The organism is Cupriavidus sp. 207A1, assembly GCF_057798955.1.
The window spans coordinates 241,740-267,575 of record NZ_JBYOJO010000010.1; the positions used below are offsets into that span (position 1 = coordinate 241,740).

General features: G+C 69.4%; 20 protein-coding genes and 2 tRNA genes. 4 read left to right on the top strand and 18 right to left on the bottom strand.

All coding sequences use genetic code 11. The features are described from left to right. Positions 1-36: 36 nt before the first annotated feature. The 3 genes from catC to AC3FMM_RS19790 form a co-directional block, all read right to left on the bottom strand. The gene (gene catC / locus AC3FMM_RS19780) at positions 37-321 is read right to left on the bottom strand and encodes a muconolactone Delta-isomerase (protein ID WP_115713092.1); all 285 of its coding nucleotides are present in this window, start codon (positions 319-321) and stop codon (positions 37-39) included. 47 nt (positions 322-368) lie between these two features. Further along, on the bottom strand, positions 369-665 hold the full coding sequence (locus tag AC3FMM_RS19785; protein WP_115713091.1) for a YciI family protein: 297 nt from the start codon (positions 663-665) through the stop codon (positions 369-371). A gap of 98 nt (positions 666-763) precedes the next feature. After that, positions 764-1,141 (bottom strand): short-chain fatty acid transporter, encoded by a 378-nt coding sequence (locus AC3FMM_RS19790; RefSeq protein ID WP_115713090.1) that lies wholly within the window; start codon positions 1,139-1,141, stop codon positions 764-766. 284 nt (positions 1,142-1,425) lie between these two features. Here AC3FMM_RS19790 and AC3FMM_RS19795 point away from each other — a divergent pair, with 284 nt between their 5' ends. Both AC3FMM_RS19795 and AC3FMM_RS19800 read left to right on the top strand, forming a co-directional pair. Then, positions 1,426-3,123, top strand: coding sequence for an MBL fold metallo-hydrolase (locus AC3FMM_RS19795; protein ID WP_116314543.1), 1,698 nt, complete (start codon positions 1,426-1,428; stop codon positions 3,121-3,123). Positions 3,124-3,203: 80 nt separating this feature from the next. Next, a tRNA-Arg gene (locus AC3FMM_RS19800) sits at positions 3,204-3,280 on the top strand. Positions 3,281-3,364: 84 nt separating this feature from the next. Here the strand turns inward: AC3FMM_RS19800 and AC3FMM_RS19805 are convergent. Beyond that, positions 3,365-4,285, bottom strand: a complete 921-nt coding sequence (locus AC3FMM_RS19805) for a hydrolase (RefSeq protein ID WP_115713088.1) — start codon at positions 4,283-4,285, stop codon at positions 3,365-3,367. Positions 4,286-4,536: 251 nt separating this feature from the next. Between AC3FMM_RS19805 and AC3FMM_RS19810 the strand changes: the two genes are divergently transcribed. After that, a complete protein-coding gene (locus AC3FMM_RS19810) occupies positions 4,537-6,363 on the top strand; it encodes a GGDEF domain-containing protein (protein WP_326347533.1) in 1,827 nt (608 codons plus the stop codon). A gap of 121 nt (positions 6,364-6,484) precedes the next feature. On the opposite strand, the gene AC3FMM_RS19815 is transcribed toward AC3FMM_RS19810, so the two are convergent. The 9 genes from AC3FMM_RS19815 to AC3FMM_RS19855 form a co-directional block, all read right to left on the bottom strand. Then, a tRNA-Leu gene (locus AC3FMM_RS19815) sits at positions 6,485-6,571 on the bottom strand. 96 nt (positions 6,572-6,667) lie between these two features. Then, positions 6,668-7,954 carry an amidohydrolase family protein gene (locus AC3FMM_RS19820; RefSeq protein ID WP_116314545.1) on the bottom strand — a complete coding sequence of 429 codons (1,287 nt, stop codon included), beginning with the start codon at positions 7,952-7,954 and terminating at the stop codon, positions 6,668-6,670. A gap of 42 nt (positions 7,955-7,996) precedes the next feature. Then, positions 7,997-8,677, bottom strand: a complete 681-nt coding sequence (locus tag AC3FMM_RS19825) for a TetR/AcrR family transcriptional regulator (protein WP_198036085.1) — start codon at positions 8,675-8,677, stop codon at positions 7,997-7,999. Continuing rightward, positions 8,677-9,372, bottom strand: a complete 696-nt coding sequence (upp, locus tag AC3FMM_RS19830) for a uracil phosphoribosyltransferase (protein ID WP_115701066.1) — start codon at positions 9,370-9,372, stop codon at positions 8,677-8,679. Before upp ends, AC3FMM_RS19825 begins: the two co-directional genes overlap by 1 nt. A gap of 72 nt (positions 9,373-9,444) precedes the next feature. Continuing rightward, positions 9,445-10,737, bottom strand: a complete 1,293-nt coding sequence (locus AC3FMM_RS19835; RefSeq protein ID WP_488687334.1) for a URC4/urg3 family protein — start codon at positions 10,735-10,737, stop codon at positions 9,445-9,447. Then, complete coding sequence (locus AC3FMM_RS19840) at positions 10,734-11,972, bottom strand: GTP cyclohydrolase II (protein ID WP_115682646.1); 1,239 nt, start codon at positions 11,970-11,972, stop codon at positions 10,734-10,736. The genes AC3FMM_RS19835 and AC3FMM_RS19840 overlap by 4 nt, the downstream gene beginning before the upstream one ends. Before the next feature lie 266 nt (positions 11,973-12,238). Then, entirely contained in the window at positions 12,239-13,363 is a 1,125-nt protein-coding gene (locus tag AC3FMM_RS19845; protein ID WP_488687335.1) for an acyltransferase family protein, read from the bottom strand. A 160-nt stretch (positions 13,364-13,523) separates the two neighbouring features. Beyond that, on the bottom strand, positions 13,524-13,664 hold the full coding sequence (locus AC3FMM_RS19850) for a hypothetical protein (protein ID WP_326347537.1): 141 nt from the start codon (positions 13,662-13,664) through the stop codon (positions 13,524-13,526). Continuing rightward, complete coding sequence (locus AC3FMM_RS19855; protein ID WP_473704104.1) at positions 13,661-14,941, bottom strand: MFS transporter; 1,281 nt, start codon at positions 14,939-14,941, stop codon at positions 13,661-13,663. The genes AC3FMM_RS19850 and AC3FMM_RS19855 overlap by 4 nt, the downstream gene beginning before the upstream one ends. Positions 14,942-15,113: 172 nt before the next feature. Between AC3FMM_RS19855 and AC3FMM_RS19860 the strand changes: the two genes are divergently transcribed. Next, positions 15,114-16,046 carry a LysR substrate-binding domain-containing protein gene (locus AC3FMM_RS19860; RefSeq protein ID WP_488687336.1) on the top strand — a complete coding sequence of 311 codons (933 nt, stop codon included), beginning with the start codon at positions 15,114-15,116 and terminating at the stop codon, positions 16,044-16,046. Here AC3FMM_RS19860 and AC3FMM_RS19865 read toward each other — a convergent pair. The 5 genes from AC3FMM_RS19865 to AC3FMM_RS19885 form a co-directional block, all read right to left on the bottom strand. Beyond that, positions 16,015-16,302 carry a DUF2917 domain-containing protein gene (locus AC3FMM_RS19865; protein ID WP_115713081.1) on the bottom strand — a complete coding sequence of 96 codons (288 nt, stop codon included), beginning with the start codon at positions 16,300-16,302 and terminating at the stop codon, positions 16,015-16,017. The two genes, AC3FMM_RS19860 and AC3FMM_RS19865, sit on opposite strands and share 32 nt — an antisense overlap. Positions 16,303-16,406: 104 nt before the next feature. Further along, positions 16,407-17,765, bottom strand: a complete 1,359-nt coding sequence (locus AC3FMM_RS19870) for a TolC family outer membrane protein (RefSeq protein ID WP_488687337.1) — start codon at positions 17,763-17,765, stop codon at positions 16,407-16,409. Positions 17,766-17,938: 173 nt separating this feature from the next. Continuing rightward, complete coding sequence (locus AC3FMM_RS19875) at positions 17,939-21,862, bottom strand: beta strand repeat-containing protein (protein ID WP_488687338.1); 3,924 nt, start codon at positions 21,860-21,862, stop codon at positions 17,939-17,941. 87 nt (positions 21,863-21,949) lie between these two features. Then, positions 21,950-23,335: an HlyD family type I secretion periplasmic adaptor subunit gene (locus AC3FMM_RS19880; protein WP_488687339.1), complete on the bottom strand. Its 1,386-nt coding sequence runs from the start codon at positions 23,333-23,335 to the stop codon at positions 21,950-21,952. Further along, on the bottom strand, positions 23,319-25,535 hold the full coding sequence (locus AC3FMM_RS19885) for a type I secretion system permease/ATPase (protein ID WP_488687340.1): 2,217 nt from the start codon (positions 25,533-25,535) through the stop codon (positions 23,319-23,321). Before AC3FMM_RS19885 ends, AC3FMM_RS19880 begins: the two co-directional genes overlap by 17 nt. Positions 25,536-25,836: the final 301 nt, after the last annotated feature.

Below are 25,836 nucleotides of genomic sequence, written 5' to 3' on the forward strand. Positions count from 1 at the left end.
GCCGCTGCTCAGCGGGCGGTGTTGCGGGTCGGCGGCTCAGTTCTGCGCGATGGCGGAGCCGTGCCGGGCCAGTGGCGTGACCTTGATCTCCATGTACGGGTACAGCGGCAGCGCGATCAGCAAGGTGTGCAGTTCATCGTTGTCGCTGACGTCGAAGATGCTGACGTTGGCGTACTGGCCCACCACGCGCCACAGGTGGCGCCACTTGCCTTCGCGCTGCAGGCGCTGCGACATGGCCTTTTCATCGGCCTTGAGCTGCTCGACCAATTGCGGGTCGAGCGATGCGGGAATCCTGACGGTCATTTCGGCCATGAACAGCATGGAGTCTCCGGGTGTTGGGTGGCGGTGGGCAGCGTGCGCGGCCCGGTTCAGAGGCGGCAGGTGCCGTCGAGATAGGCCTTGCGCCAGCGCACGATGCGCACCTCGGCAAACAGGCCCGCCGCGGCGAACGGGTCGGCGTCGATAAAACGCTGCGCGGCCTCGCGGCTGTCGACATCGACGATATAGACGCCGCCGCCGGCGTCGGAGCCGTCATCGTTGAGCTTGGCGCCGCAGGCCAGCAGCAGCGCCTTGTTGGCTTCCAGGTAGTCCAGGTGGCTGGCGCGGGTGGCCTGGCGCACGTGCTGGTGGTCAGGCTTGTCTACGGTTTCGATCAGGTACGGCATGCGGTTCTCCTGTCAGCCTTGCGGCCGGGCGTCAAAGTCAGGCAATGTGCGCGCCCCACATCAGCGTCGCAGCGATATAGGTGGCGCGTAGCCGCGGCTCAGTACCGCATCTGGACATCGTCGACCTTGCCGGTGCGCGCGTTGTACAGGCAGGCGTAGTGGAAGCCGATCGCGGACGAGCTGTCGTCCGGTTCGAACACGCCTTCGCCGTTGACCGAGGTCTGCGCGTTGGGACGCTGGTAATACTGCTCGCGGTCGGCCATCAGCATGACGCTGCCGGGTTGCGGATAACGGCGCTGGAGCGCTTCCGCCACCGCCGGCTCGCAGGCCGCGGATGCCGCCCGGGACATGGCCTGGGGATCGACGGTGATGCGGGTAGTGGGTGGCGGCACCGGGCGCGGAGCCAGCTGCGGCGGCGTCTCGCAGGCCGCCACCAGGCACGCAACCGTCAGGCACAGGTAAGAAGCTCGGATCACGCGGACCTCCTCCGATGGGAGCGCCGGCGGTGGCGCTCCGGAAAGTGAAGCGGAGCTATCAGGTTACTGCCTGTGGCCGGAAAAGCCAAAGCCGGCCCGCGCCCGCCCTGCGGCTCGGAGCACCGCGGCAGCGGCCGGTGCGCCGGGATTCCCCGGACTTTCGAATCCGCGAACGCGGCTAAACTAGCGCACGCGGCCGCGCCCTGCCTGGCCTGCCTGGCCTGCCTGGCCTGCCTGGCCTGCCTTGCCCGGCGCGCCGCGCATACAAACCACGATGCCGACCAATGACAACCACAGAGACAAACGGCAACCGCCCTGCCCATCCCGCCCCGCTGCTGCGCACGGCCGCCAGCCTGCTGGTGGTGCGCGACGCGCCCGCCGGCATGGAAGTGCTGCTGGTGCGCCGCGTCGAACGCGCCAACGACCGCAGCAGCGGCGCCTATGTTTTCCCCGGCGGCACCCTCGATGCGCAAGACCGGCACCTGCACGCGCACGCCCACGGCCTGGATGACGCGCTCGCCAGCGAGCGCCTGGGCCTGCCGGCCAGCGGCCTGGACTTCTACCTCGCCGCGGTGCGCGAATGCTTCGAAGAGGCGGGCCTGCTGTTCGCCTGCGATCATCAGGGGCGACTGCGCGGGCCGCATGAGCTAGACACTGCCCAGCAGGCGCTGCTGCGCGAGGCCGTGCAACGCGGCGGCCCCGGACTGGCCCACGCCTGCGAGCAGCTGGGCCTGCGCCTGGCGGCGGACCGGCTGGCCTATCACAGCTACTGGCTGACGCCGCCCGGCCTGCCCAAGCGCTTCGACACCCGCTTCTTTGTCGCCATCGCTCCGGAGGGCCAGCTGGCCGTGCCCGACGGCACCGAGATCGTCGAGCACCGCTGGGTGCGCCCGGCCGACGCCGCCGACCCGGCCAGCGGCCTGCCGATGATGCATGTCACGCGCCGCACGCTAAGTTCGATCGCGCAGTTCGAGACCGCCGCGGCCTGCTTTGCGTATTTCTCGCAGTTGCGCGGCATCGCCTGCATCATGCCGCGGCTTGCCACCGGCGCGGCGGGCGTGCGCCCGGTGATGCCGAACGAGCCCTGCTACGCCGAGATCGGCCGCATCGATCCCGACGGCAAGGTGCACGGCCGCTACGAACTGGCACCCGGCGTGCCGGTGCAGTTGTCGCAGCGGGTATGGCGCGTCACGGCCAACAACGGCAGCGTGATGACGGGCCCGGGCACCAACACCTACCTGGTCGGCGGCGGTGCGCGCAACGAATGGGCGGTGATCGATCCGGGCCCGGACGATGGCGAGCATGTGCGCGCGATCCTGGAAGCGGCGCCCGGCCCGATCCGCTGGATCCTGGCAACGCATACGCACCTGGACCATTCGCCCGCGGCGGCGGCATTGCAGGCCGCCACCGGCGCCACCGTGATGGGACGCGCGGCCCCCGCCGGCCCCTGGCAGGACGCCACCTTCGCGCCGCAGCGCGAACTGGTGCACGGCGAGCGCCTGGCCTTGTCCGAAGATTGCACGCTGCGGGTCTGCCACACCCCCGGCCATGCGTCCAACCACCTCTGCTACCTGCTCGAGGAAGAAAAGACGCTCTTCACCGGCGATCACGTGATGCAGGGATCGACGGTGGTGATCGGCCCGCCCGATGGCGACATGCGCGCCTACCTCGACTCGCTCGCCACGCTCCAGGAAGAAGACCTGGAGTGGCTGGCGCCGGGACATGGTTTCCTGATCGCGCGCCCGCAGGATGCCATCCGCATCCTGGTGCGGCACCGCCTGCAGCGCGAGGCCAAGGTCGCCGGCGCGCTGCGCGAACTTGGCCCGGCCGCGCTCGGCGAACTGGTGCTGCGCGTCTATGACGATGTGCCGGCGCGCATGCATCCGGTGGCGCAGCGCTCGCTGCTGGCGCACCTGATCAAGCTGCGCGACGAAGGCAAGGCGCGCGAGGCGGATGGCGTCTGGTCGGAAGCCGCAGGCTGACGCCGACGGAGGCGGTTAAAGATTTTTGGCAGGGGGGCTTGCGCAAATCGATAATTGCTATACAATTCCGCTTCTCGTGTGCGGCTGTAGCTCAGTTGGATAGAGTACTTGGCTACGAACCAAGGGGTCGTGGGTTCGAATCCTGCCAGCCGCGCCACCTATGCAGAAAGAAAAAGGGCTTCCGGAAACGGAAGCCCTTTTTTGTTGCCGCGCGCCTTGCGCGCGACTGCCCCCACCACCCCTACCATCGATAGCGCGCACCGACGGTGCCGCTCGGGTTGCGCCCCGCCCGGACCTTGAACCACAGCTTCACGCCGGTCTTGGTATTGCCATGCGCGCCGATATTGAACGAGAACAGTCCGCGCAGCAGGTCGGCATCGATCTTGGTGCCGTTGATATTGATGACCTGCTTGCGGCTTTCCTGCCACCAGTCGGCCTCGACGAACGGATAGATGCCGGCCAGCCGCGTCGGCTGCGCGCCGTACAGGCGCACGCCGATGCCGGTGGCGCTGGCATCGCCGGGCATCGCCTGCGCCAGCTTGTTCGGGTCCGCGCTGGTGCCGGGCTGGTAGGCCAGTTGCAGCCGCGGCTGGATGGTCAGTCCGCCGGCCCGCGGCACCACGGCATCGACCGCCAGCGCCATGGTGCGCACGCGATTGTCGGCAAAGCCGCTGGCGGCGGTGATGTCATCGAGATGCAGCGTCACCCGGCGCGCACGCTCGGGCATGGCCGCGGTCTCGCGGTCCGCGGCGGCGAGGCCCGGGGCATCGTCATCGGGCCCGGCGCCGAGCGCGCGCGGCAAGGCGGAAGAAGATGGGGATGAGGATTGCGTCGGCACCGCCGCGTATTCGACGACCACCGGCTCCAGCGGCTGCACCATCCAGCCGCTCGCCTCGGAGCCGTCGTCCGGCTGGCCGGCAACCTGCGCCGGCTCCGCCGGAGCGGCTTGCGCCAGGCTTGCCTGCAGCGGCGGATCAGCGGCCGAAACGCCGTGGAAATCCGGCAAGGCTTCGTCTGCGTGGGCCAGCGCACACATCAGCATGGCCAGCAGGGCGCAGTAATGCAGGTGATGGTGGACGATGCCGGGATGCGCGGCACAGCTGTGCCATCCGGGGTTCGTCCCCGCCTCCCTCGCTCTCGATGATGACAAGACCACAGTCATGGCAACCACCTTCGGGACGTTATAAATGCCTGCCCGATGAGCTTGAGCATAGGTCAAATGCCCCGCCGGCGTTAGCCGCGTATGTTCGGCTGCGCGCGCACGTGAAAACCTTCCGGGCAGCGGCCGGCGCCGGGGTCCTCCGCGCGAATCGCGGAAGATTTGGACAGGCACCGCGGCCTTTTCGTCAATAATGTCGGGATTGACAGAAATTTCACGCATGGCCCGGCCACTGGCAGCCGGGTGGAGACAGCATGGCCCTGCGGCAACGCGCCCGACAGCTTGATCCCGGCAACCGCACTGCCCTGACCGCCGGCAACGGACCGCGCCGCAGCCTGCAGCGCAAGCTGGCGCTGGCGACCACGGTGGGCGGCCTGTGCACGGTGGTGCTGGCGGCGCTGGTGATCGCCGCCTCGTACGGCGAGTTCGCCGCGGCCCGGCAGAACCTGTACGACATCTCGGCGTACCGCGAGGTGCTCGACGCCGCCAACACGCTGTCCGCCGAACGCGGCCCGGCCAACAGCGTGCTGGGCGAACCGCCCTCGCCCCACAGCGCGGCGCGCGAGCGCCTGCAGGCGTTTCGCGCCCGCAGCGACGCGGCGCTGGCGCGGCTGTCGGCGCCGCCGCCGGCCCCCTTCGGCTTGCACAGCCATCACCCGCCACCGCTGATGGTCGAGCGCGTGCGCGAGCGCCTGGCGCGGGCGCGCGCCGAGATCGACGAACTTGCCGCGCGCGCGCCGCAGCAGCGCGACATGGACGAGATCCGCCACGCCATCGAAAGCATGTTCGAGGTCGTCGACGCGCTGCAGCCCGCCATCGCCTGGCAGGTGCGCGAGCTTTCCGTTTGCGATGGCGGCCTGGCCGCACCCGCGCTGACCGGCAAGATGCTGGGCGACCTGCGCGAGTACGCCGGGCGCATGGCATCGCAGATCATGGCGCCGGTGGCGGCGCGCCAACCGATGCCGGTGCAGAGCCTGGTCGACGCGACGCGCTCGCGCGGACGGCTGCTGGCGCTATGGCAACTGGCCGGGCCGGCGTACAACATGTTCGGCGCCGCGCCGGCGCTGGAACAGGCCTATGCCGACGCCGGCCACCAGTTCTTCGGCCGCGGCGTGGCCATGGTCGACAGCCTGGTCGCGCAGGGGCGCATCTCGGGCAACTACTCGATGACGCCCACCGAACTGACCAACCGCTACGTGCCTACGCTTGAGCCGCTGGAGCGGCTGCGCAGCGTGTTCCTGGACGAGGTGGTGGCGCATTTCACCAGCACGCGCGAGCGCGCGCTGCGCCGGCTCGCGGCCGCGTGCGGCACCTCGGCGCTGATCCTGGCGGTGCTGGGCTACATGCTGGTGTTCGCCCGGCGCGCGGTGTTCCTGCCGCTGCTGCGCGCGCGGGCCGAGGTGATCGCGCTGGCCGAGGGCCGCGGCCAGCGGCCCGAGACCGCGCCATCCGAGGCTGCCGCGCAGGCCAGGCGCATGGGCCAGGCGGCCGAGATGCGGCGCCTGTTCGATGCCATCGACATCCTGCGCCGCAAGTTGCGCGAGCGCGCCGCGCTGACCGCGCAGCTGGAGCAGCAGGCCCGCACCGACAGCCTCACCGGCCTGCTGAACCGGCGCGCGCTGGAACTGATGGCGGCCCGGTACGGCGCGCACGAGCACGCCAGCCTGGTGCTGATCGACGTCGACCGCTTCAAGCAGATCAATGACCGCCACGGCCATGCGGCCGGCGACCAGGTGTTGCGCAATATCGCCGCGCAGATGCGCGCGCTGGTGCCGGCCGAGGCCGTGCTGGCCCGCTTCGGCGGCGAGGAGTTTGCGCTGTGGCTGCCGCACGGCCGGCCCGGCGAAGCCGCGGCGCTGGCCGAAACGCTGCGCGCGGCCATTGCGTCGCGGCCGGTCTACCTGTCGGGCACCACGCGGCTTGGCGTAACCGCCAGCTTCGGCGTCGCCGTCGGCCATGGCGGCGCCAGCCACTGGCAGCGCCTGTTCGGCGCGGCCGACGCGGCCATGTACCGCGCCAAGGCGGAGGGACGCAACTGCGTGCGCGAGGCGCAGGACCTGGAGGGGATGCCGGCACGCTGAACTACTGCGCCAGCCAGATCAGAAACTACGGACGAAAAAAAGCCCGCTGGCGCGGACGTGGTTGCCATGGAGCATGGCCTGAAACGAAAAAAGGCTCGCTTGCGCGAGCCTTTCCGAATTTTGGTGCCCAGAAGAGGACTCGAACCTCCACAGTGTTGCCACCGCTAGGACCTGAACCTAGTGCGTCTACCAATTCCGCCATCTGGGCTTCGTTTCGCTGCATTACTGCTGCGATGCGAAGAACGAAATTATGCCGAGTGCTGGGTGCACTGTCAACACCCGACCGCAAAAAACTTTGTGCGCGCTATGCCGCACCGCCGGCGCGCCGGAAATCCACCTCCGTCGGCCGTCCCGGCAGCGCCAGCGCCGCCGTCGCCGCCGGCATGGTGGCAATGGTCTTGCCGGCGCGCAGCACGCGCAGCCGCGTGGCGCGCAGCCGGATCGCCTCGACCGGATCGCGCGCCTGCAGCAGCACCAGGTCCGCGCGGCAGCCTGGCGCCAGGCCATAGCCGTCCAGCCCCAGGATGCGCGCCGGCGCGGCGGTGACCGCGTCGAAGCAGGCCCGCATCGCCTCCTGCCCGGTCATTTGCGCGACATGCAGCCCCATGTGCGCCACTTCCAGCATGTCGCCGGAACCCAGGCCATACCACGGATCCATCACGCAATCGTGGCCGAAAGCCACCGGCACGCCGGCCGCCATCAGCTCGGGCACACGCGTCATGCCGCGGCGCCGGGGGTAAGTATCGTGCCGCCCCTGCAGGGTGATGTTGATCAGCGGATTGGCAATCGCCGCCACGCCGGCCTCGCGCATCAGCGGGATCAGCTTGGACACGTAGTAGTTGTCCATCGAATGCATCGAGGTCAGGTGCGATCCCGCCACCCTGCCCTGCAGGCCCAGCCGCACGGTTTCGCTGGCCAGCGTCTCGATATGGCGCGACAGCGGATCGTCGCTTTCGTCGCAATGCATGTCGACGCGCAGGCCGCGTTCGGCCGCCAGCTCGCACAGCAGCCGCACCGACTCCGCCCCCTGCGCCATGGTGCGCTCGAAATGCGGAATGCCGCCGACCACGTCGACTCCCAGCTCCAGCGCGCGCTTCAGGCTGGCGAGCGCGCCGGGCGCGCGCAGCACGCCGTCCTGCGGAAACGCCACCAGCTGCAGGTCCAGGTATGGCCGCACGCGTTCGCGCACGTGCAGCAGCGCCTCCACCGCCAGCAGGCGCGGATCGCACACATCCACGTGCGAGCGGATCGCCAGCAGCCCGCGCGCCACGGCCCAGTCGCAATACGCAAGCGCGCGCTCGACGATGGCCTCCTGCGTCAGCAGCGGCTTCAGTTCGCCCCACAGCGCAATGCCTTCCAGCAGCGTGCCCGACTGGTTCACGCGCGGCAGCCCGTACGACAGCGTCGAGTCCATATGGAAGTGCGCATCGACGAACGGCGGCGTGACCAGCTGGCCGGCGGCGTCGATCTCTTCGCCCGCGCGCGCCGCCAGGGCCGGCTCGACTGCGGCGATGCGCCCGTCGGCGATGCCGATGTCGATGCCGGTGCGCCCGTCGGGCAGGTTGCAATGCCGCAGGATCAGGTCGAGCATGGGTCGTGTCGTGGTATCCGGTATGGGTACGGGCGTGGGATCTCAGGCCAGCGGCACCGGCGCCAGGCCGCAGCCGCGCAGCAGCATCACCACCACGTGCTCGGTGGCGTGCGCATAATCCTGCGGCTTCAGCCGGCTGATCCCCAGCACCGCGCAGACCTGCGATTCAAAGTCCGCGTAGGTCTGGGTGGCGGCCCAGATGGTGAAGAACAGGTGCTGCGGATCGACCGGCGCCATCTGGCCGCGGTCGATCCACTGCTGCACCACCGCGGCCTTGCGCGACACCAGTTCACGCAGGGCATGGCGCAGCACCTCGCCGATCTCGGGCGCGCCGTGCAGCAGCTCGTTGGCGAACACCCGCGATGCATCGGGATGGCTGGCCGAGAGCCGCATCTTGGCGCGGATGTACTGCTCCAGCGCCACCTGCGGCGGCAGCTCGGCGCGGATCACATCGGCTTCCGACAGCCACAGCTGCAGCGTGTGCGCCAGCACCGCGCGGTACAGCGCCTGCTTGGTGCGGAAGTAGTAATGCAGGTTCGACTTGGGCACGCCGGCGCGCATGGCGATCTCCGCCATGGTGGCGCCGGCAAACCCGGCGCGCGCGAACACGTGCTCGGCCGCGCGCAGGATCATGGCCTGGTTCTCCTGCCGGATGCGACCGCACGCCGCCGCGCGCCCGGGCGGCGCGCGCAGTGTCGGCGCAAGGCCGGCGCGCGGGTCCATCAGCGCGTGCCGTACAGGCGGTCGCCGGCGTCGCCCAGGCCGGGCACGATATAGCCGTGCTCGTTGAGGGTGTCGTCGATGGCCGCGGTGACGATGCCGACGTCCGGATGCGCGCTGCGCAGCGCGCGCAGGCCCGGGCGCGAGGCGATCAGGCACACATACTTCATGGTGGTGACGCCGGCCTCCTTCAGCCGGTTCAGTGCCGCGATGGCCGAATTGCCGGTGGCCAGCATCGGGTCGACCACGATTACCATGCGCTCCTGGATGTCCTCGGGCATCTTGAAGTAATACTCGATCGGCTCCAGCGTCTCGGGATCGCGGTACAGGCCGATATGGCCGACGCGCGCCGCCGGCAGCAGGTCGAGCATGCCATCGATAAAGCCGTTGCCCGCGCGCAGGATCGATACCAGGCACAGCTTCTTGCCGGACAGCACGCGCGACTGCGTGGCCGCGATCGGCGTGCGGATGGCGATGGTTTCCATGGCCAGGTCGCGCGTGGCCTCGTAGGTCAGCAGCTGGCTGATCTCCCGCACCAGGCGGCGGAAGTTGTCGGTGGTGGTCTCCTCGCTGCGCACCAGCGTGACCTTGTGCTGCACCAGCGGATGGTCGACCACCATCACGCCGGACAGGCTGGCAGGGTCGGCGGGGTCCGGCGCGCGCGCCTCGACTGCGGGAACAGCGGTCATGTCGTTCATGGTGACGCTCCTGAAGCCACGTTGCACAAGCCTTCCCTGCTTGCAACGCCGCCCGCGGCGCGGGCGGCGCGTTCAGAACACCGTGCCGTCGCTGGTGATGGCAAACGGCGGCGCGCCGCCGGGCCGGCGCTTGGCGGCGATGCGCCGCCCCGCCGCCCAGGTGCCGCCTTCCAGCACGCGCGCCAGCGGAAACTGCGCTTCCTCCAGCCCCAGCGCCTGGCGCACGCAATCGGCCACCAGGTCCAGGCCGCTGACGGTCAGCGCGCGCCATTCGACGATGACGGGCTCGTCGACCGCATGCGGTTCGGCGGCAAAGCCGGGATCGCGCGGCACCATCAGCTCGAAGTCGTACAGCAGCCCGCCGTTGCGGTACTCGGGCAGGCCGGTCAGCGCGTCGAGGCCGGACACGGTCAGGCCGGCGTCCTCGAGCGGCTCCAGCAGCGAATAGGTCAGCCACTGGGTCAGCTTGTGGAACGGCACCAGCCCGCCCGGGGCCGCCGGATGGCGCCAGCAGTCGCCCAGCGACACGCCCTCGACCACGATGCGCCCCGGCCACACCGGCCCGAGGCCCACCAGCAAGGTGCGCAGCAGGAAGCCGGCATCGAGCTGGCCGCCGACGGCGTGCGCCTTCAGGTAGTCATAGAGGTTGCCCAGCCGCGCCGGCCGGCCGAACAGCGCCGGAGTCGCGTCCATCACCTCGCCCAGCCGGCGCAGCAGCCCGGCGCGGCCTTCCAGGCCCACCAGCGGGTTGTGCTGCGCGACCTGGAAGGCATGGGCAATGCTGTCGGCATCGATGCGCTGCAGGCGCTCGGCATCGGCGCGCAGCGGATCGCCCGGCGCCGCGGAAAAGCCGCCGCGCGCGAACAGGTCGAAGCTGGCCGCGCCCAGTCCTTCCGACCGCGTCAGCACCAGGTCGCTGGCCGGATCGCGGTAGCGCCATTCCGGGCCGGCGCCCGCATCCAGCAGCACGCTGGGGATCACCAGATCGATGCCGATGCGGGCGCGCTCCTCGCGGTGTTCGGGCCCGCTCAGCGCGGCGCGCTCGCACAGCACCTGCCAGCGGTCCGTGCGCTGGTCGCCCGCGCCGCTTTCGAAATGGCGCCAGCGGCTGTGATACGGCACCTGCAGGTCCGGATAGCGCTGCCGGATGGTGCTGGCGACGTAATCGGCAATCGCATGCACGCGGTCCGGGTGCCAGGTGAAGAGCTCGGACGCGCCGCTGGCCACGTGTTCGGTGATCGCCGCGCAATGGGTGCGCACCGCCTCGGCGCACAGCAGCGCCGCCGCGGGATGCCCTTCGGGCACCGGGCTCAGCCAGCCGTTGCCAGGGCGCTCGTTGGCACTGTCCTCGGGATACCTCGTCATTCGTTCAACCCCCTGCCCTTTGCCAGGGCCAGTTCGTTCGCATCCGGCGGCGTGTAGTGCGTGAAGTAGCCGGCGGCCACCTTGGCGTCGATCTCGACACGGGCGTCGGCGGGGATCAGCGCCTCGGGGATCGCCACCTGCTCGACCACCTCGATGCCCTGCGCCACCAGCGCGCCATGCTTCATGTTGCTCATCGACGCCCAGCGGTCGATGCGGCGGATTCCCAGCCAATGGAACACATCCGGCATCAGCTCCTGGAAACGCATGTCCTGCACGCCCGCCACGCATTCGGTACGGGCAAAATAAGTCTCGGCGCGGTCGCCGCCAACCTGGCGCTTGCGGGCGTTGTAGACCAGGAACTTGGTCACCTCGCCCAGCGCGCGGCCCTCCTTGCGGTTGTAGACCACCAGCCCGACACCGCCCTGCTGCGCCATCTCGATGCACACCTCGATGCCGTGTGCCAGGTACGGCCGGCAGGTACAGATGTCTGACCCGAACACATCCGATCCGTTGCATTCATCGTGCACGCGGCAGGCGACGCGGGTCTCGGGCTTGCCCAGCTGGCTGACATCGCCGAAGAAATACAGCGTCATGCCGCCGATCGGCGGCAAGAAAACCTTCAGGTCCGGCCGCGTCACCAGTTCCGGGAACATGCCGCCGGTCTGCTCGAACAGGCTGCGGCGCAGCACGCTTTCCTTGATGCCGAAGCGGGCCGCCATGCCGGGCAAGTACCACACTGGATCGACCGCCGCCTTGGTCACGCGCACGTCGCCATTGGCATGCAACAGGTCGCCGTCTGGCTTTAGCCGGCCCGCGGCGATGGCCGAAACCAGTTCCGGCATGTTGATGTGCGCGCGCGTCACCGCGATGGTCGGGCGGATATCGACGCCGGCGGCGATGCGGTCGGCGAAGACGGTGGAGACCAGGTGCCCCCACGGGTCGAGCGAGACGATCTTGTCCGGGTCGCCCCACTGCGGATGCGGGCCGATGGCCTCGGCGGGCGCGGTATCGGTCAGGTCGGGACGGTGGTCGCGCTGCAGTGTGCCGGAGGCGACCGCCAGCGCACGGTAGATGGCGTAGGCGCCGGCGTGGGTGCCGATCACATTGCGCTGCGCCGGATTGCCCAGGCTGGCAATCACCGGTCCGCGCTCCGCCGCCGTGGCGGCGCCCCAGTGGATCGGCTCCGCCGGCTTGTCGCGGCGCGCGTGCGAAGTCAGGACGATATGGTCGGACATGACACCCTCGGTTCCCGATGGAATCCTGACCAATCGGTCAGGTTTACGATTCCATACTAGGCAACCTTTGTGCCATCACCCAATGCCCGTTTACGCCAGCGTTGCGCCACTGTGTGTGGCGTCCAACGCAAGTCCGCGGCAGGGCCATGCACGCCCGGCGTGCCGACGGCACCACGCCGGCCGCTTGCATGCACCGCCCCGATGCCGCGGGCGTCCACGTAACGCAAGCGCGCTACACGTACGGCACGCGGCTATGGTTGCAAGGGTTACATGGTCGGGCGGCTCGCCGAGCCCGGGCCCGAATCGCCTGCCGCGTCACCGCGGCCGCCCAGCAACGCCCGCAGTGCCGCGAGCGGCTGCGCGCTTTCGACGAAGCGGTAGAACAAGGCCCCCGCCACATTGCTCAGGGCCCAGGCCGCCGCCATGCCCAGAGCGTTCAGCACCGGCTGCCCCGGTGCCAGATGCGACACCAGCGCATTGACCACCAGGCACACCGGGAAATGAACCAGGAACACGGAATAGGAAATGCGCCCGAAGTAGCCCACCACGCGCGCGCGCGGCCAGCGTTCCAGCCATTCGCCGCGGCGCGCCAGCGCCAGCAGCAGCGCGGTGGCCAGCGCCACGGCAATGCGCAGCCGGAAGTCCAGCAGCAGCGCGCCCAGCGCCACCGCGCCGAGCAGCGCCAGCGGCAGCAGCGGCCGGCCGGGGGCGGACGCCCAGTAGGCCAGCGTGCCCATGCCATAGGCACCGAAGAAATACACGGCCCAGATATCCCAAGCGGCATCGCGGTTGAACCAGAACAGCGATGCCACGGCCGCAAGCGCGACCAGGCCGATGCTGACCGCCACGCCCGCCGCCGCCCTGCCGCGCGACACCGCCCGCGCGGCCCACAGCGTGCCCAGCAGCAGCGCGAACAATTGCAGGTCGATGGCCACGTACCAGACCCCGGCCGACAAGGCGTCGACGTCGACGATGTCATGGAGCAGCGTCAGGTGCGCGAGCAACTGCCCCAGCGTGGGCGACGCCGGGATCGAGTCATGCGTCATCCAGTGCCGCGCCGCGGCGGCGCCGGCAATGCTGAGCAGGATCGCCGCGGCAAACGGCACCACCAGTTTCTGGTAACGGCGCCACAGCAGCGACAGCGGGTGCTGGCGGATCTCCAGCCGTCCGTCGGGCGCCAGGCTGCGCGCCGCCAGGAAGCCGCTGATCACCAGGAACACCTGTACCGCGATGCGGGCGTAGTCATGGAGCCAGTCCACCAGCCCCGGCGCCAGTTGGTAGGCGGCGTCGGACATCGGTCCATAGAAGGCGAGGTGGTGCAGGACGATCAGTTGCGAACTGACGGCTTTGAGGGCGTCGATGCACGGCAGGCGCGACGGGCGGGAGCTCATTGTTATAGGGAGGATGCAAAGGGCACGGAAGGCGCGATTCTACCCGCTGCGCCACTCCTCAATGTGGCGCAATACATACATTGTGCGGGTTGGTTACACAGTGGCCCTGCTTGTTGCGAGTTCGACCTCCGCCGCGCCGTGGTAGCGGCGGTGGTCGGGGTTATTGGCACAACGCCAGCAGCGCGATCCACGCCTGGGCATGGGCCGGATCGAGCCACTCCGCCAGCGCCACGGCGCATACGACCGCGCCACCGAGTACCGACAGCCAGGCGGCGAGCGCGGTTGCGCCGGGCCGCCTCATGGCCGTGCCGGCGCCAGACCGGTGCGGGCGATCTGGCGGTCGTCGATCGGCGAATGCAGCGCCGCGGCGACGATACCCAGCGCCATGGCGCCGTACCAGACCGCGTCGTACGAGCGGGTCAGCTCGAACACCAGCCCGCCGAGCCACACGCCCATGAACGAGCCGAGCTGATGGCCCAGGAACACGAAGCCGAACAGCGTGGCGAGATAGCGCACGCCGAACACCTGGGCCAGGATGCCGTTGGTCAACGGCACCGTGCCCAGCCACAGCAACCCCATCGCCGCACTGAAGGCGTACAGCGTCGCCGGGCTCAGCGGCAGCAGCAGGAACATTGCCATCGCCGCGGTGCGCGCGAGGTAGATGCCGGCGAGCAGGTACTTCTTGCTGTGACGCCCGCCCAGCAGCCCGCACACATAGACACCGGCCACGTTGGCCAGCGCGATGATGGCGAGTGCCGCCATGCCGTCGGCCGGGCGCATGCCGCGGTCCAGCAGATAGGCCGGCAGGTGGCTGGCGATGAAGGCAAGCTGGAAGCCGCACGCAAGAAAGCCCAGGTTGAGCAGCCAGAAGCCCGAATGGCCGAAGGCCTCGCGCACGGCGGCGCTCAGCGGCTGGCCCCCGGCCCCGTCCGCCGCGCGGTGGTCCGGCGCCGCCGCGCCGCGGTCCTGGAACGGAAGGGCCAGAGGCAACAGCACGGCCAGTGCCACGGCAAGCAGCAGCAGCGTACCCGCCCATCCTGTCCGCGCCAGCAGCGTCTGTACGCCCGGCACCAGCGCAAACTGGGCGACGCCGCCGACGGCGCCGGCCAGTCCAAGCGCGCGGCTGCGCTGGTTGGCCCCCGTCATCCGGCTGAGCGCGCCGTAGACCACGCCGAAGGTGCTGCCGGACAAGGCCACGCCGAGGCAAAGGCCCGCCGACCACACCAGCGCCGTCGACGTATGCGCCTGCGTCATCCCATAGAGCCCCACGGCATACAGCGCCAGCCCGCCCGCCATCACCTTCCACGAGCCGTAGCGGTCGGCCAGCATGCCGGTGAAGGGCTGCGCCAGCCCCCAGGCCAGGTTCTGCACCGCCATGGCGAACGCGAAGGTCTCGCGGGTCCAGCCGCGCTCGGCAATGATGGGCAGCATGAACAGTCCTTGCACATGGCGCACGCCCAGCGCCACCCCCATCAGCACGCCACCGGCCAGCACCAGCACCCACAGTTGCCGCCACCAGGGCGTGGCAAGCCCGGCCGAGTGGATGGAAGCGGACGAGCGTGGCGGGTGGATGGTCATGACAGCCTCTTTTCGATCAATGGTGCCCGCAGGCGCAATGGCTCTATTGCACGCGGCGCCAGATCTTCCTTCAACCGATCTTTAGGTCGTCCTGCCATGCGCACCTCGCATGGCAGGAGCATCCCGGATCGTGCTGTAATGCAGAATCGCGCGTCTGCCCGGAGTTCACTGCATGTCCATCCCGCTGGTTCGCCTGTTCTCGCTCGATCTGCTCAAGGGCTTCGTCGCCGTCGGCCGACGCATGAGCATTACGCAGGCGGCGGATGACCTGTGCCTGACCCAGTCGGCGGTAAGCCGCCAGATCCATGCGCTGGAGGCGCAGCTGAAGGTGCAGCTGTTCGTGCGCAAGCATCGCGGCGTCGCCTTCACCGCCGAGGGCGAGCGCCTGTTTCGCAGTGCCGACAGCGCGCTGCAGCAGCTGCAGGACGTGGTGGCCGAGGTGCGCCGCAGCGAGGGCCGGCAGCCGGTCACCGTCACCGCCAGCATCGGCGTGACCGGCCTGTGGCTGCTGCCACGGCTGGGCAGCCTGCAGAAGGCCCACCCGCACCTGGATGTGCGCCTGTCGGCCAGCAACCGTATCAGCGACCTGCGCGAAGAGGGCATCGACCTTGCGGTGCGCTATTGCCGCGACGCCGCGGCGCCGCCCGATGCCGTGCGCCTGTTCGGCGAGCACATCGCCCCGATCGCGCATTCGTCGCTGCTGGCCGCGCTCGGGCCGCACAGCGATGCGCTGCTGCAGCTGCCGCTGCTGGAATTCGACGATCCGCGCCCGTGGCTGCAATGGCGCAGTTGGCTGGCCGCGCGCGACCTGCGCCAGGCCAGCCAGCGCGGCATGCTGCGCTTCAACCAGTATGACCAGGTCATCCACGCGGCGCTGGCGGGGCAAGGCGTCGCGCTGGGCCGGCTCGAACTGGTGCGGCCGCTGGTCGACGGCGGCCAGCTGGCGCTGGTGCCGACCGCGCGGCAAGCGCCGCCAAGCCCTAACGCCTACTGGCTGATCCAGGCCGCCGCGCAGCCGCGCGCCGACGTCAGGCGCGTGGCGCAGTGGATCTGCCAGGAAGCCGCGCACACGGTCAAGTCGCCCGCGCGCGCCGCAGCCAGCTGAACCGCAGCGGGCCGGCCCGGCGCGGTGGCGCTTCGATCCGGCACAGCGCCGGGCCCGCACCGTGCAGCGCCGCTACAAAGACCTCGGCGTCCGCTTGCAGCCGATGGCGCTCGCCCGGCGCCAGCAACACATCGGGCGACGGCCGCCCCGGCACCTCGAAGGTCAGCCACAGGTTGCCGCCGCGGCAGACCAGTTCCGTGCCGGCGCGCAGCCGCAGGCCAAGGCATTCCGATTCCAGGGAAAAAGTGCGTGACATGAAAGGCTCCGGTTAGGGCCTTTTCATTGTGCTGAGCGGCGGCGCACGCTGCCATGAGCAATGCGTCGGCCAGCCATCTGGCAGCGGCATGCGAGCCCCGCATGCTAGCGCTGCCCCGTGCGTGTCCCGCCCTGTGCCAGCGCCTCGCCGGGGGGCGCGACATTGAGTGTCGCCAGCAGCAGCCCCATGCCCGCCAGGATGCGGTACTGGCTGGCGAGTTCGGTGTACTGGCCCGTCACAAAGGCGGTGCGGGCGCTGAAGTACTCGTTCTCCGCATTGAGCAGGTCCAGCAGGCTGCGCTGCCCGATGCGGAATTGCCTGCCGTAGCTGAGCCGCGTGGCATCGCTTGCCTGCACATATTGCTGCAGACTGACCAGGCGGTCCTGCGCGGTACGGTTGGCGTTATAAGCCAGCGACACGTTTTCCTGCACCTGCCGCCGCAGCCGTTCCAGGTTCTGCTCGGCTTCCTGGATCTGAAAGCCAGCCTCGCTGATGCGCGCCTTGTCGGCATTGCCGCGGAACACGTTATAGCGCACACGCAGCATCACCCGGCGCTCGTCGGTGGTGCCCAGCACACGGTCGCGGTCGCGTGCCCCGCCCACCTCGAGCTCCAGCCTTGGCCACAAGGCCGAGCGCGCCAGCGCGCGTGCGGCCTCGGCTTCGGCGATATCGGCCTGGCCCGCGCCCAGTGCAGGGTGGCTGGCACCGGCTACTTGCTGCGCCTCGCGCTCGGTTGCGGGCAGGACGGCGGCCAGCGATTCCGGCCGGGACAAGCGCTGCGGTGTCGTCCCGACCACGCGCACGAACGCCGCCTCGGCATCCTGCAGCGCGCCTTGTTCCGCCCGCAGGCTGGCCTTGGCCAGCGCCAGCCGGCTTTCGGCCTGGTAGAGGTCGGCCCGGCGCAGCACGCCGTTATCGGCGCCAAGCCTGATCTGGTCATGGATATGCTGGTGCGCCTCGAGGTTGGCGATGCCGATCGCCACCGTCTCCTGCCGGCGCAGCACCTCGACATAGACCCCGACGGTGCGCAGCGCGATGTCTTCCGCGCTGGCGCCGACCCGGTAGGCCGCGCCGTCGATCCGGGCGCCCTGGCGCTCGACATCGCTGCTCACGCCGAAACCGTCGAACAGCATCTGCGTGATGGTGACGTCGGCGGCATGGCGGCCATACGAGGCGTCCGACATTCCAGCCACGCGGCTGCTTTGGCTGTCCAGCCGCACGCGGCCGGTGGCGCCGCCGATATCGATCCGCGGCAGGTAGCCGGCACGCGCCTGCTTCAGCCCCTCGTCGGCAGCCAGGCGGCGGCTGCCCGCGGCCAGCACTTCGGGATTGCTGTGCACGGCCAGGTCGACCGCCTGGGGCAGCGCCTGGCCGCCCGCGTGCCGCGGCAGCGCCAGCGCCAGCGCCAGCCCCAGCGCCAGCCATGGCAGCACGGGTGCCAGCCGGCACCATGTCGTCGTCATGCTTCCCCCTGCCGGGTACACCGCGCTCGTGCGCTGCACGCGTCCGAACGCGGCGCCCTACCCGCTTATTATGGTTTTGATACTGCCGGCAGCGTTGCCGCCGTCCTGCGTTGCCGCGTGTTGCCGTCTCTCTTGCCCTCTCCCCCCTGCCCCGCCTCCTGCCGGTGGCTGGCTCAGGCCGTATGGATGTTGCCGTTGCTCAGCAGCGTATTCAGGTCCAGTCCCACCACCCCCTGCAGCACGGCGACATCCTGGAACGCGGCGGCGCTGCCGCCGCCGTCCCGGTCCAGGCTGACCACGGTATTGCCATCGACTTCGGCCAGACGCACGAATTGCGCCACATTGGCGCCGGTCACGCTGACGCCCGACAGCAGCTCCGACAGGTCCAGCACATCACCCCCTGCCGACGCCGGCGCGAGGTCGAAGTCAGTGATCGTATCGACCGAAGCGGCCTCGGCGCGCAGGAAGCGGAAGGTATCGCTGCCTGCGCCGCCCGCGAGCGTGTCGCTCCCGGCACCGCCGACCAGCAGGTCATTGCCCGCGCCGCCGGCCAAATGGTCATCGCCGGCGCCACCCCGCAGCACATCGTTGCCGGCCGAGCCCGTGATGCTGTCGTTGAAGGCCGATCCAATCACGCCTTCCATGCCCTTGTAGCTGTCGGTGCCCAGATTGACGCTGCCAAGATTGACCGAGGTCGCGCTGCTGCTCTGGACCAGGGTGAAATCGATCGCGCCGGTAGCATCGGAGAAATCCAGCAGGTCGATGCCCGCGCCGCCATCGAGGGTGTCGTTGCCCGCGCCGCCGCGCAGGATGTCATTGGCGCCGCTGCCGGTCAGCGTATCGTTGAACCGCGACCCGATCACGCCCTCCATGTTGCTGTAGGTATCGTTCCCAAGGTTGACGCTGCCAAGATTGACCGACGTCGCGCTGGTGCTCTGGACCAACGTGAAGGCCAGCCCGCTGCCGGCATCGGACAGGTCCAGCATGTCGATGCCGGCGCCGCCATCGAGCGTATCGTCCCCGGCGCCGCCTCGCAGCACGTCATCGCCCGCGCCGCCGCGCAATGTGTCACTCGCCAAGCCGCCGATGAAGACGTCGCTGGCCGCGGCTCCGGTCAGCGCATCGGTGTTGCTGCCACCGTCGAGGTAGGAAGCCTGGTAGGTCTGGCTTGCCAGCGTCACCGTGGCTGCGCCGTTCGTCGACGAGACCTTGACCGACACCGTCGCCGTGCTGCTGCCGCCCGCGCCATCGGAAACGGTATAGCTGAAGCTGCCCGCGGCCGAGTTGTCGGAGTCGAACATGATGTAGCTGTTATTGGTGCCGGGCGCGAACCCCAGGTTGCTGACCGCGCCCGTGGCGCCGCTCAGGCCGGTGATCGACAGTGCCCGGCCATCGACATCGCCGTCATTGGCGAGCAGCGCACTGACCGGTATCAGGATGCTGCCGGTGTTGTTCGAGACATAGACCACGTCCGCGGCTGCCACCGGCGCATCGTTGACCGGCTGGATCGCGATCGCCACGGTATCGATGTCGGCCGTGGCCCCGTCGCTGGTCTGCACCTGCAGCGACGCGGCGCCGGCATAGTCCTTGTCGCCGGCAAACTGCAGGCCATCCAGCGCGGCGCGAATGGCCGCGTCACTGCCAGTGAAGGTCATGGTGCCGTCGGCGCTGCCATCGCCGGCAAGAAACTGCAATCCCGCCGTGCCGTTCAGCGTAATCGTGCCCCGGCTCGCCGTCAGCGTCACCGTGTGGCTGCTGCCGTCCGCATCGAAGAAGCCGAGCGCATTGCCGGTGGCGGTGCTGAATAGCAGCGGCGCGTCTTCACTGACCGACTGCGCCCCCGGAACGCTGTTGATGACGGCATCGTTGGCGCCCACGATATTGACCGTGATGGTCTGCTGCGCGCTCTGGTCGGCCGATGACACCGTGAGCGCATCGCTCACCTGCTGCCCGGCGATCAGCGCATCGGCCTTGCTGTTATCCAGCGTGTAAGTCCAGGCGCCGGTGGTGGTGTTGAACGTGAATGTGCCGTATTGCCCGACCAGGCTGTCCGGCGGAACGGCCGAGAAGTGAGCCTCGCCGCTGTCGACATCGGCCACGGTCAGCGTGCCGCTGGCCGAGGCATCGCCTGCCGTGGCGTTCGCCACGCCGCCGGCTTCCGTCACGGCCGTGTCTTCGCTCGCCGATGCGGTGATGGCCGCCGCATCGTTGGTGCCGGTGATATTGACCGTGATGGTCTGGTTCGCGGTCTGGTCGGCCGATGACACCGTGAGCGCATCGCTCACCTGCTGCCCGGCGATCAGCGCATCGGCCTTGCTGTTATCCAGCGTGTAAGTCCAGGCGCCCGTGGTGCTGTTGAACGTGAACGTGCCGTATTGCCCGACCAGGCTGTCCGGCGGCACGGCCGCGAAGTGAGCCTCGCCGCTGTCGACATCGGCCACGGTCAGCGTGCCGCTGGCCGAGGCATCGCCCGCCGTGGCGTTCGCCACGCCACCGGCTTCCGTCACGGCCGTGTCTTCGCTCGCCGATGCGGTGATGGTCGCCGTATCGTTGGTGCCGGTGATATTGACCGTGATGGTCTGCTGCGCGGTCTGGTCGGCCGACCACACCGTGAGCGCATCGCTGACCTGCTGCCCGGCGATCAGCGCATCGGCCTTGCTGTTATCCAGCGTGTAAGTCCAGGCGCCGGTGGTGGTGTTGAACGTGAATGTGCCGTATTGCCCGACCAGGCTGTCCGACGGAACGGCCGCGAAGTGAGCCTCGCCGTTGTCGACATCGGCCACGGTCAGCGTGCCGCTGGCCGAGGCATCCCCCGCCGTGGCGTTCGCCACGCCACCGGCTTCCGTCACGGCCGTGTCTTCGCTCGCCGATGCGGTGATGGCCGCCGCATCGTTGGTGCCGGTGATCCGGATGCTCAGCGTCGACGCCGCCGAGGCCTGGCCATCCGTTACGCTGTAGCCGAACGACTCATCGACATGGTCGCCAAGGCGCAGCGACTGGACCAGCGGATTGCCGTTGTCCAGGATGTAGCTGTAGCTGCCGTCGGCGTTGATCTGCAGCGTGCCGTACTGGCCGACATAGGTGCCGGGACTGGCTACGGCCAGCACATTGCCGGCGTCGACGTCGCTGTCATTGGCCAGCACGTTGCCGGTAACCGGGTTCGGATGGTTATCTTCGCCGATGGCGTTGGCATCGGCCGCGGCGGTCGGGGCATGGTTGTCGTAGCCGGCAAAATCGGATTTGGTCAGGTCGTGCAGGCCGTCAAGGCGAATCACCATTTCGGCCGTGGCGGGATTGCCATCGATATCGACGTAGACATAGGTGTTGCCGCCCGATTGCTGGTACCAGGCACCATGGGCCGTCGGCGTCAGGCCGCCCCACTGGAAGCCGGTGTCGCCCAGCACCGGGCGCAAGTCCAGGCGATCCGTGACGCGCTGGAAGTCGGCGATGACGTCCATGGCGGCCGCGGTGGAATCGGCGACAGCGTTGTAGACGAAGGTGTCGCGGCCGCTGCCGCCCCTCAGCGCGTCGCCGCCGCCCCCGCCGGCGATGGTGTCGTTGCCGCCTTCGCCGTAGACGCTGTCCCTGCCATTGCCACCGGCGATGATGTCGTCGCCGCCGACGACCGCGCCGTCGCCATTGTCGCCAAAGATCAGGTCGTCGCCGTTGCCGCCCTGGATGCGGTCATTGCCGGGCTGGGCCGACTCATGTCCGCGCCCGAGCAGATAGTCGGCATGGCTGTCGTAGCCGTCGCCATACAGCGTATCGCCGCCGTTGTCGCCGCTGTAGAGCGTCGACGCGCCGTCGGCGCTGCCAATCACGTCGTCGCCGCTGCCGCCATAGACCGCGTCGGTGCCGTTGCCGCCGGACAGGCTGTCGTTGCCGCGCCCGCCGAACACGCGATCCTTGCCGTTGGCCCCCAGCAGCGTGTCGTTGCCATCGCCACCCTCGACAATGTCGTCGCCATTGCCGGCGTCGACATAGTCGCTGCCATCGCCGGCGCTGACATAGTCGTTGCCGTTGCCGCTCAGAATGGTGTCGCTGCTTGCGGTGCCGGTGAGGCTGTCGCTGCCGTTGGTGCCAGTCACGGTTGCCATGGTCGTTCTCTCTCCGTCCTCAATGCAGGCCTGGTGGCCATGCCTTGCTTGTTATGGTTGCAAAAGGCTCGCGTGCGAGCGCGGGCCCTATCTTTCACGGAACGCCATGTCCCGGGTCTTGATGATGGGCTTGAGCAGGTAATGGAGCACCGTCTTCTGGCCCGTCAGTACATCCACCGTGGCGACCATGCCGGGCAGGATCGGCACCTGCACCGCACTTCCCGCCGGCCGGTTGTCGCGGGTGCGCACGCGCACCAGGTAATAGCTCTCGGGACGCTCGCCGGGCCGTTCTGGCGTGAGCGTATCGGCGCTGATATGTTCGACGGTGCCGGCAAAGCCACCATAGATGGAGAAGTCGTAGGCCGACAGCTTGACCACGGCGGGCTGGCCCGGCCGCAGGAAGGCGATGTCGGCCGGACGCACGCGCGCCTCGACCAGCAAGGTGTCTTCGAGCGGCACGATTTCCACCAGGTCCATGCCGGGCTGGACCACGCCACCCACGGTGTTGACCTTGAGCTGCTTGACAATCCCGGCCAGCGGCGAGCGCACCAGGGTGCGATCGACCCGGTCCTGCAAGGCCGTGTTGGTCGCGCTCAGCGCTGCCTGCTCGGCCTTGGCCTGGTTGAGTTCGCGCATGGCCTCGGCGCGGAAATGCGCACTCGCTTCGTCGAGCTTCTGCTGGCTCTCGCGATAGGCCGCTTCGAGGCGCGGCATCGCCAGCCGCGACGCGTCGAGCTCCCCTTTGAGGTCATTGGTCTGCCGCTCCAGCCGCAGCACGTCGACATCGGAGACCACGCCCTGCGCCACCATCGGCCGCATCATCGCCAACTCCTGCGCCACCAGGCGATGGCTCTGCCGCAGTTGCTGCTCGCGCGAGCGCTTTTCAGCCAGCTCCTGCCGGCGCTGCTCCGACTGCTGGCGCAGCACGGCCAGGTTCGCTTCCAGCGCATGCTTGCGCGAGTCGAACAGCGCGCGTTCCTCGGCCACGAAACGGCGCGCATCGCCGTCGCCGCCGCCCGCACCGGCGCCGAAATCGGTGCCAGCGGCCTCGGCACTCAGGCGCGCGATGCGCGCCACCAGCGCATCGTCCTTGGTACGGCCTTCCTGGTACGAGGCGGTGAAGCGCGTATCGTCGATCCGCATCAGCGGCTGGCCCTTGTCGACCACCTGTCCGGGCCGGACCAGGATCTGCGCCACGATCCCGCCTTCCAGGTTCTGCACCACCTGCACCTGGCTAGACGGAATCACCTTGCCCTCGCCCACTGCCACCTCATCGACCCGCGCCAGCGCCGCCCAGCTCAGCGCCACGATGACGAAGACCGCGGCGCACCACAGGATCCAGTGCGCGAACCAGCGTGGCCGCGCCAGCGCCGCTTCGTCGCGAGGATCCATGAATGCGGAGTCGTCGGCGTGCGGCCGCAGCGCGGCGGCCACGCGGCGCGCAAGGGTGCGGGGCTCAGGCCGAGGCGACATGGAGCTTTCTCCCCGCGAGCGCGTTCAGCACCTCGGCCTTGGGCCCGTCCGCGACGATGCGGCCCTGGTCCATCACGATCAGGCGATCGACCAGGCTCAGCAGCGAGCCGCGATGGGTCACCAGCAACAGCGTGCGCTCGCCTAGCGCTGCCGCGAGCCGCGCCTTGAACTGCTCTTCGGTGCGGTTGTCCATGGCACTGCTGGGTTCGTCGAACAGCAGCACCGGCGGCTGCAACAGCTCCGCGCGCGCGATGGCGATGGCCTGCCGCTGTCCGCCAGAAAGCCCCTCGCCGCGCTCGCCCAGGCGCAGGTCATAGCCCTGTGGCAGGCGCTCGATGAAATCGCTGACGCCGCCCAGGCGCGCGGCGCGCAGCACGGCGGCATCGTCGGCGTAGGGCGCGCCGATCACGATGTTGTCGCGCACCGTGCCGCTGAACAGCATCACGTCCTGCGGCACATAACCGATATCGCGCCGCAGCGCCGCCGGGTCGAGCTGGCGCACCTCGGCGCCGTCGATCAGCACCGCGCCGGCATCGGGCGGATACAGGCCCAGGATCAGCTTTTCGATGGTGGTCTTGCCCGAGCCGATGCGGCCGATCAGCCCGACCCGCTCGCCGCTGGCAATGCGGAATGACACACCGTCGAGCGCGGCACCGTCGCGGCCGGGATAGCGGAAGCTGACCGCGCGGAATTCGATCTCGCCGCGCAAGGGCGGGCGGTGCAGGAAATGCCTGCCGGGCGGGCGCTCGACCGGCAACGCCATGGTCCGGTCGAGGGCGGCCAGCGCGGTGCGCGCCTGGTGATAGCGCGTGGTCAGCCCGGCCATCTGCGACAGCGGCGCCAGCGCACGCCCCGCCAGGAGGGTGCAGGCGATCAGCCCGCCCATGGTGAGGCGGTCGTCGGCGATCTGGTAGACGCCAATGACGACCACCCCGAGCGTGGCGGCCTGCTGCGCGAACAGCGCAGCGTTGATGACGCACGCCGACAACCAGCGCGCGCGCAGCGCCAGCCTTGCCATCTGCCCGACCACCTGCTCCCACTGTCGCTGCGCGACACCTTCCGCTCCGGTGGTCTTGATGGTCTCCAGCCCCACCAGTGTCTCCACCAGCGCCGCCTGCCGCTGTGCCGCGCAGGCACTGCTGGCGCGCACCGCGCGCGACAGCGGCCCCTGCAGCGCCAGGCTGAGGCCCAGCACCAGGGGCACCGTCAGCAGCGGCACCCATGCGAGCGGGCCGCCCACCCAGAACATCGCGGCGATGAAAACCGCGGCAAACGGCAGGTCGATCAGCGTGGTGATGGTGGCGGAGGTCAGGAAATCGCGCACCGATTCGAATTCCTGCAACTGGCTGCTGAGGCTGCCGACCGAGGCGGGCCGTGACTTCATCTCGATGCCCAGCACTTTCTCGAACAGCGTGGCGGATACCGTCACGTCGATGCGCTTGCCGGCCACGTCGACAAAGTAGCCGCGCAGCATGCGCATGGCGAGTTCGAACAGCAGCACCAGGCCGACGCCCACCGCAAGCGCCCACAGGGTCACGAGCGCATGGTTCGGCACCACGCGGTCATAAACGTTCATGGTGAACAGCGGCATCACCAGCGCAAACAGGCTCAGCAGCCAGGAAGCCACCAACACCTCGCCATAGACCGGCCAGGCCTGCCGCATCACGCCCCAGAACCATGCCTGCGGTGCGCGATCAGGCGCGTGATCAGGCGCGTGAGCGGGCGCGGCATCGATACCTGCCCGGGCGCCCTCCGACCGGTACGCGGGCCGCGCAAAGATGGCGTAGCCGGTGTAGCGCGCCAGCAGTTCTTCGCCACGCACGGCCTGTTCGCCGTCACCGAACTCGGGCAGCACCACCACCAGCATGCCCGCCTCTTCGCGGCGCACCAGGATGCAGGCCCCGCCCTGGTCCAGCAGCAGGATCGCCGGCAGGACGCGGTCAGGAATCTCGTCGGGCTTGCGCCGTACCAGCCGCGCGCAAAGGCCGGCTCGCGCGGCGGCACGCGCGCACAACGCGGGGGTCAGGCGATGGTCCTCCAGTGGCAGCCCGGCCACCACGGCTTGCGCCGAGGCCGGCTGGTGGAAGTGCCGGGCCAGCCAGAGCACGCAGTCCAGCAGCGCATCGTCGGGACGCGCGTCGCGGGACCGACCCGCGGCATCATCCCGGATCTCGCGCGCCGGCGTGGCCGCTGCGTGCATGGCACAGGCCCCGGTGTCAGCGCGACAGTGGACCGGGCTGCAGCCGGGCGATGGCACCTGCCGCCATCGACGTGCGCCCGCGATTGCTTGCTGCCATCGTGCCCCCCTGTCCCGTTGCCATGTCGTTTTTCGCAAGCGTAGGTGAGCCGGACACCGGCGCCCATCGTCCGAATGGCGCTACCGGCGCTTCCAATGCCCGGGAACGCCTCATCCGTTTGGCGTTTCACGCGTGCAACCAAGGCGGGAAACCGCAGCCGTGCCTGGGAATTTGCTTATGACGACAATGTCCTTCGCCTTGGGC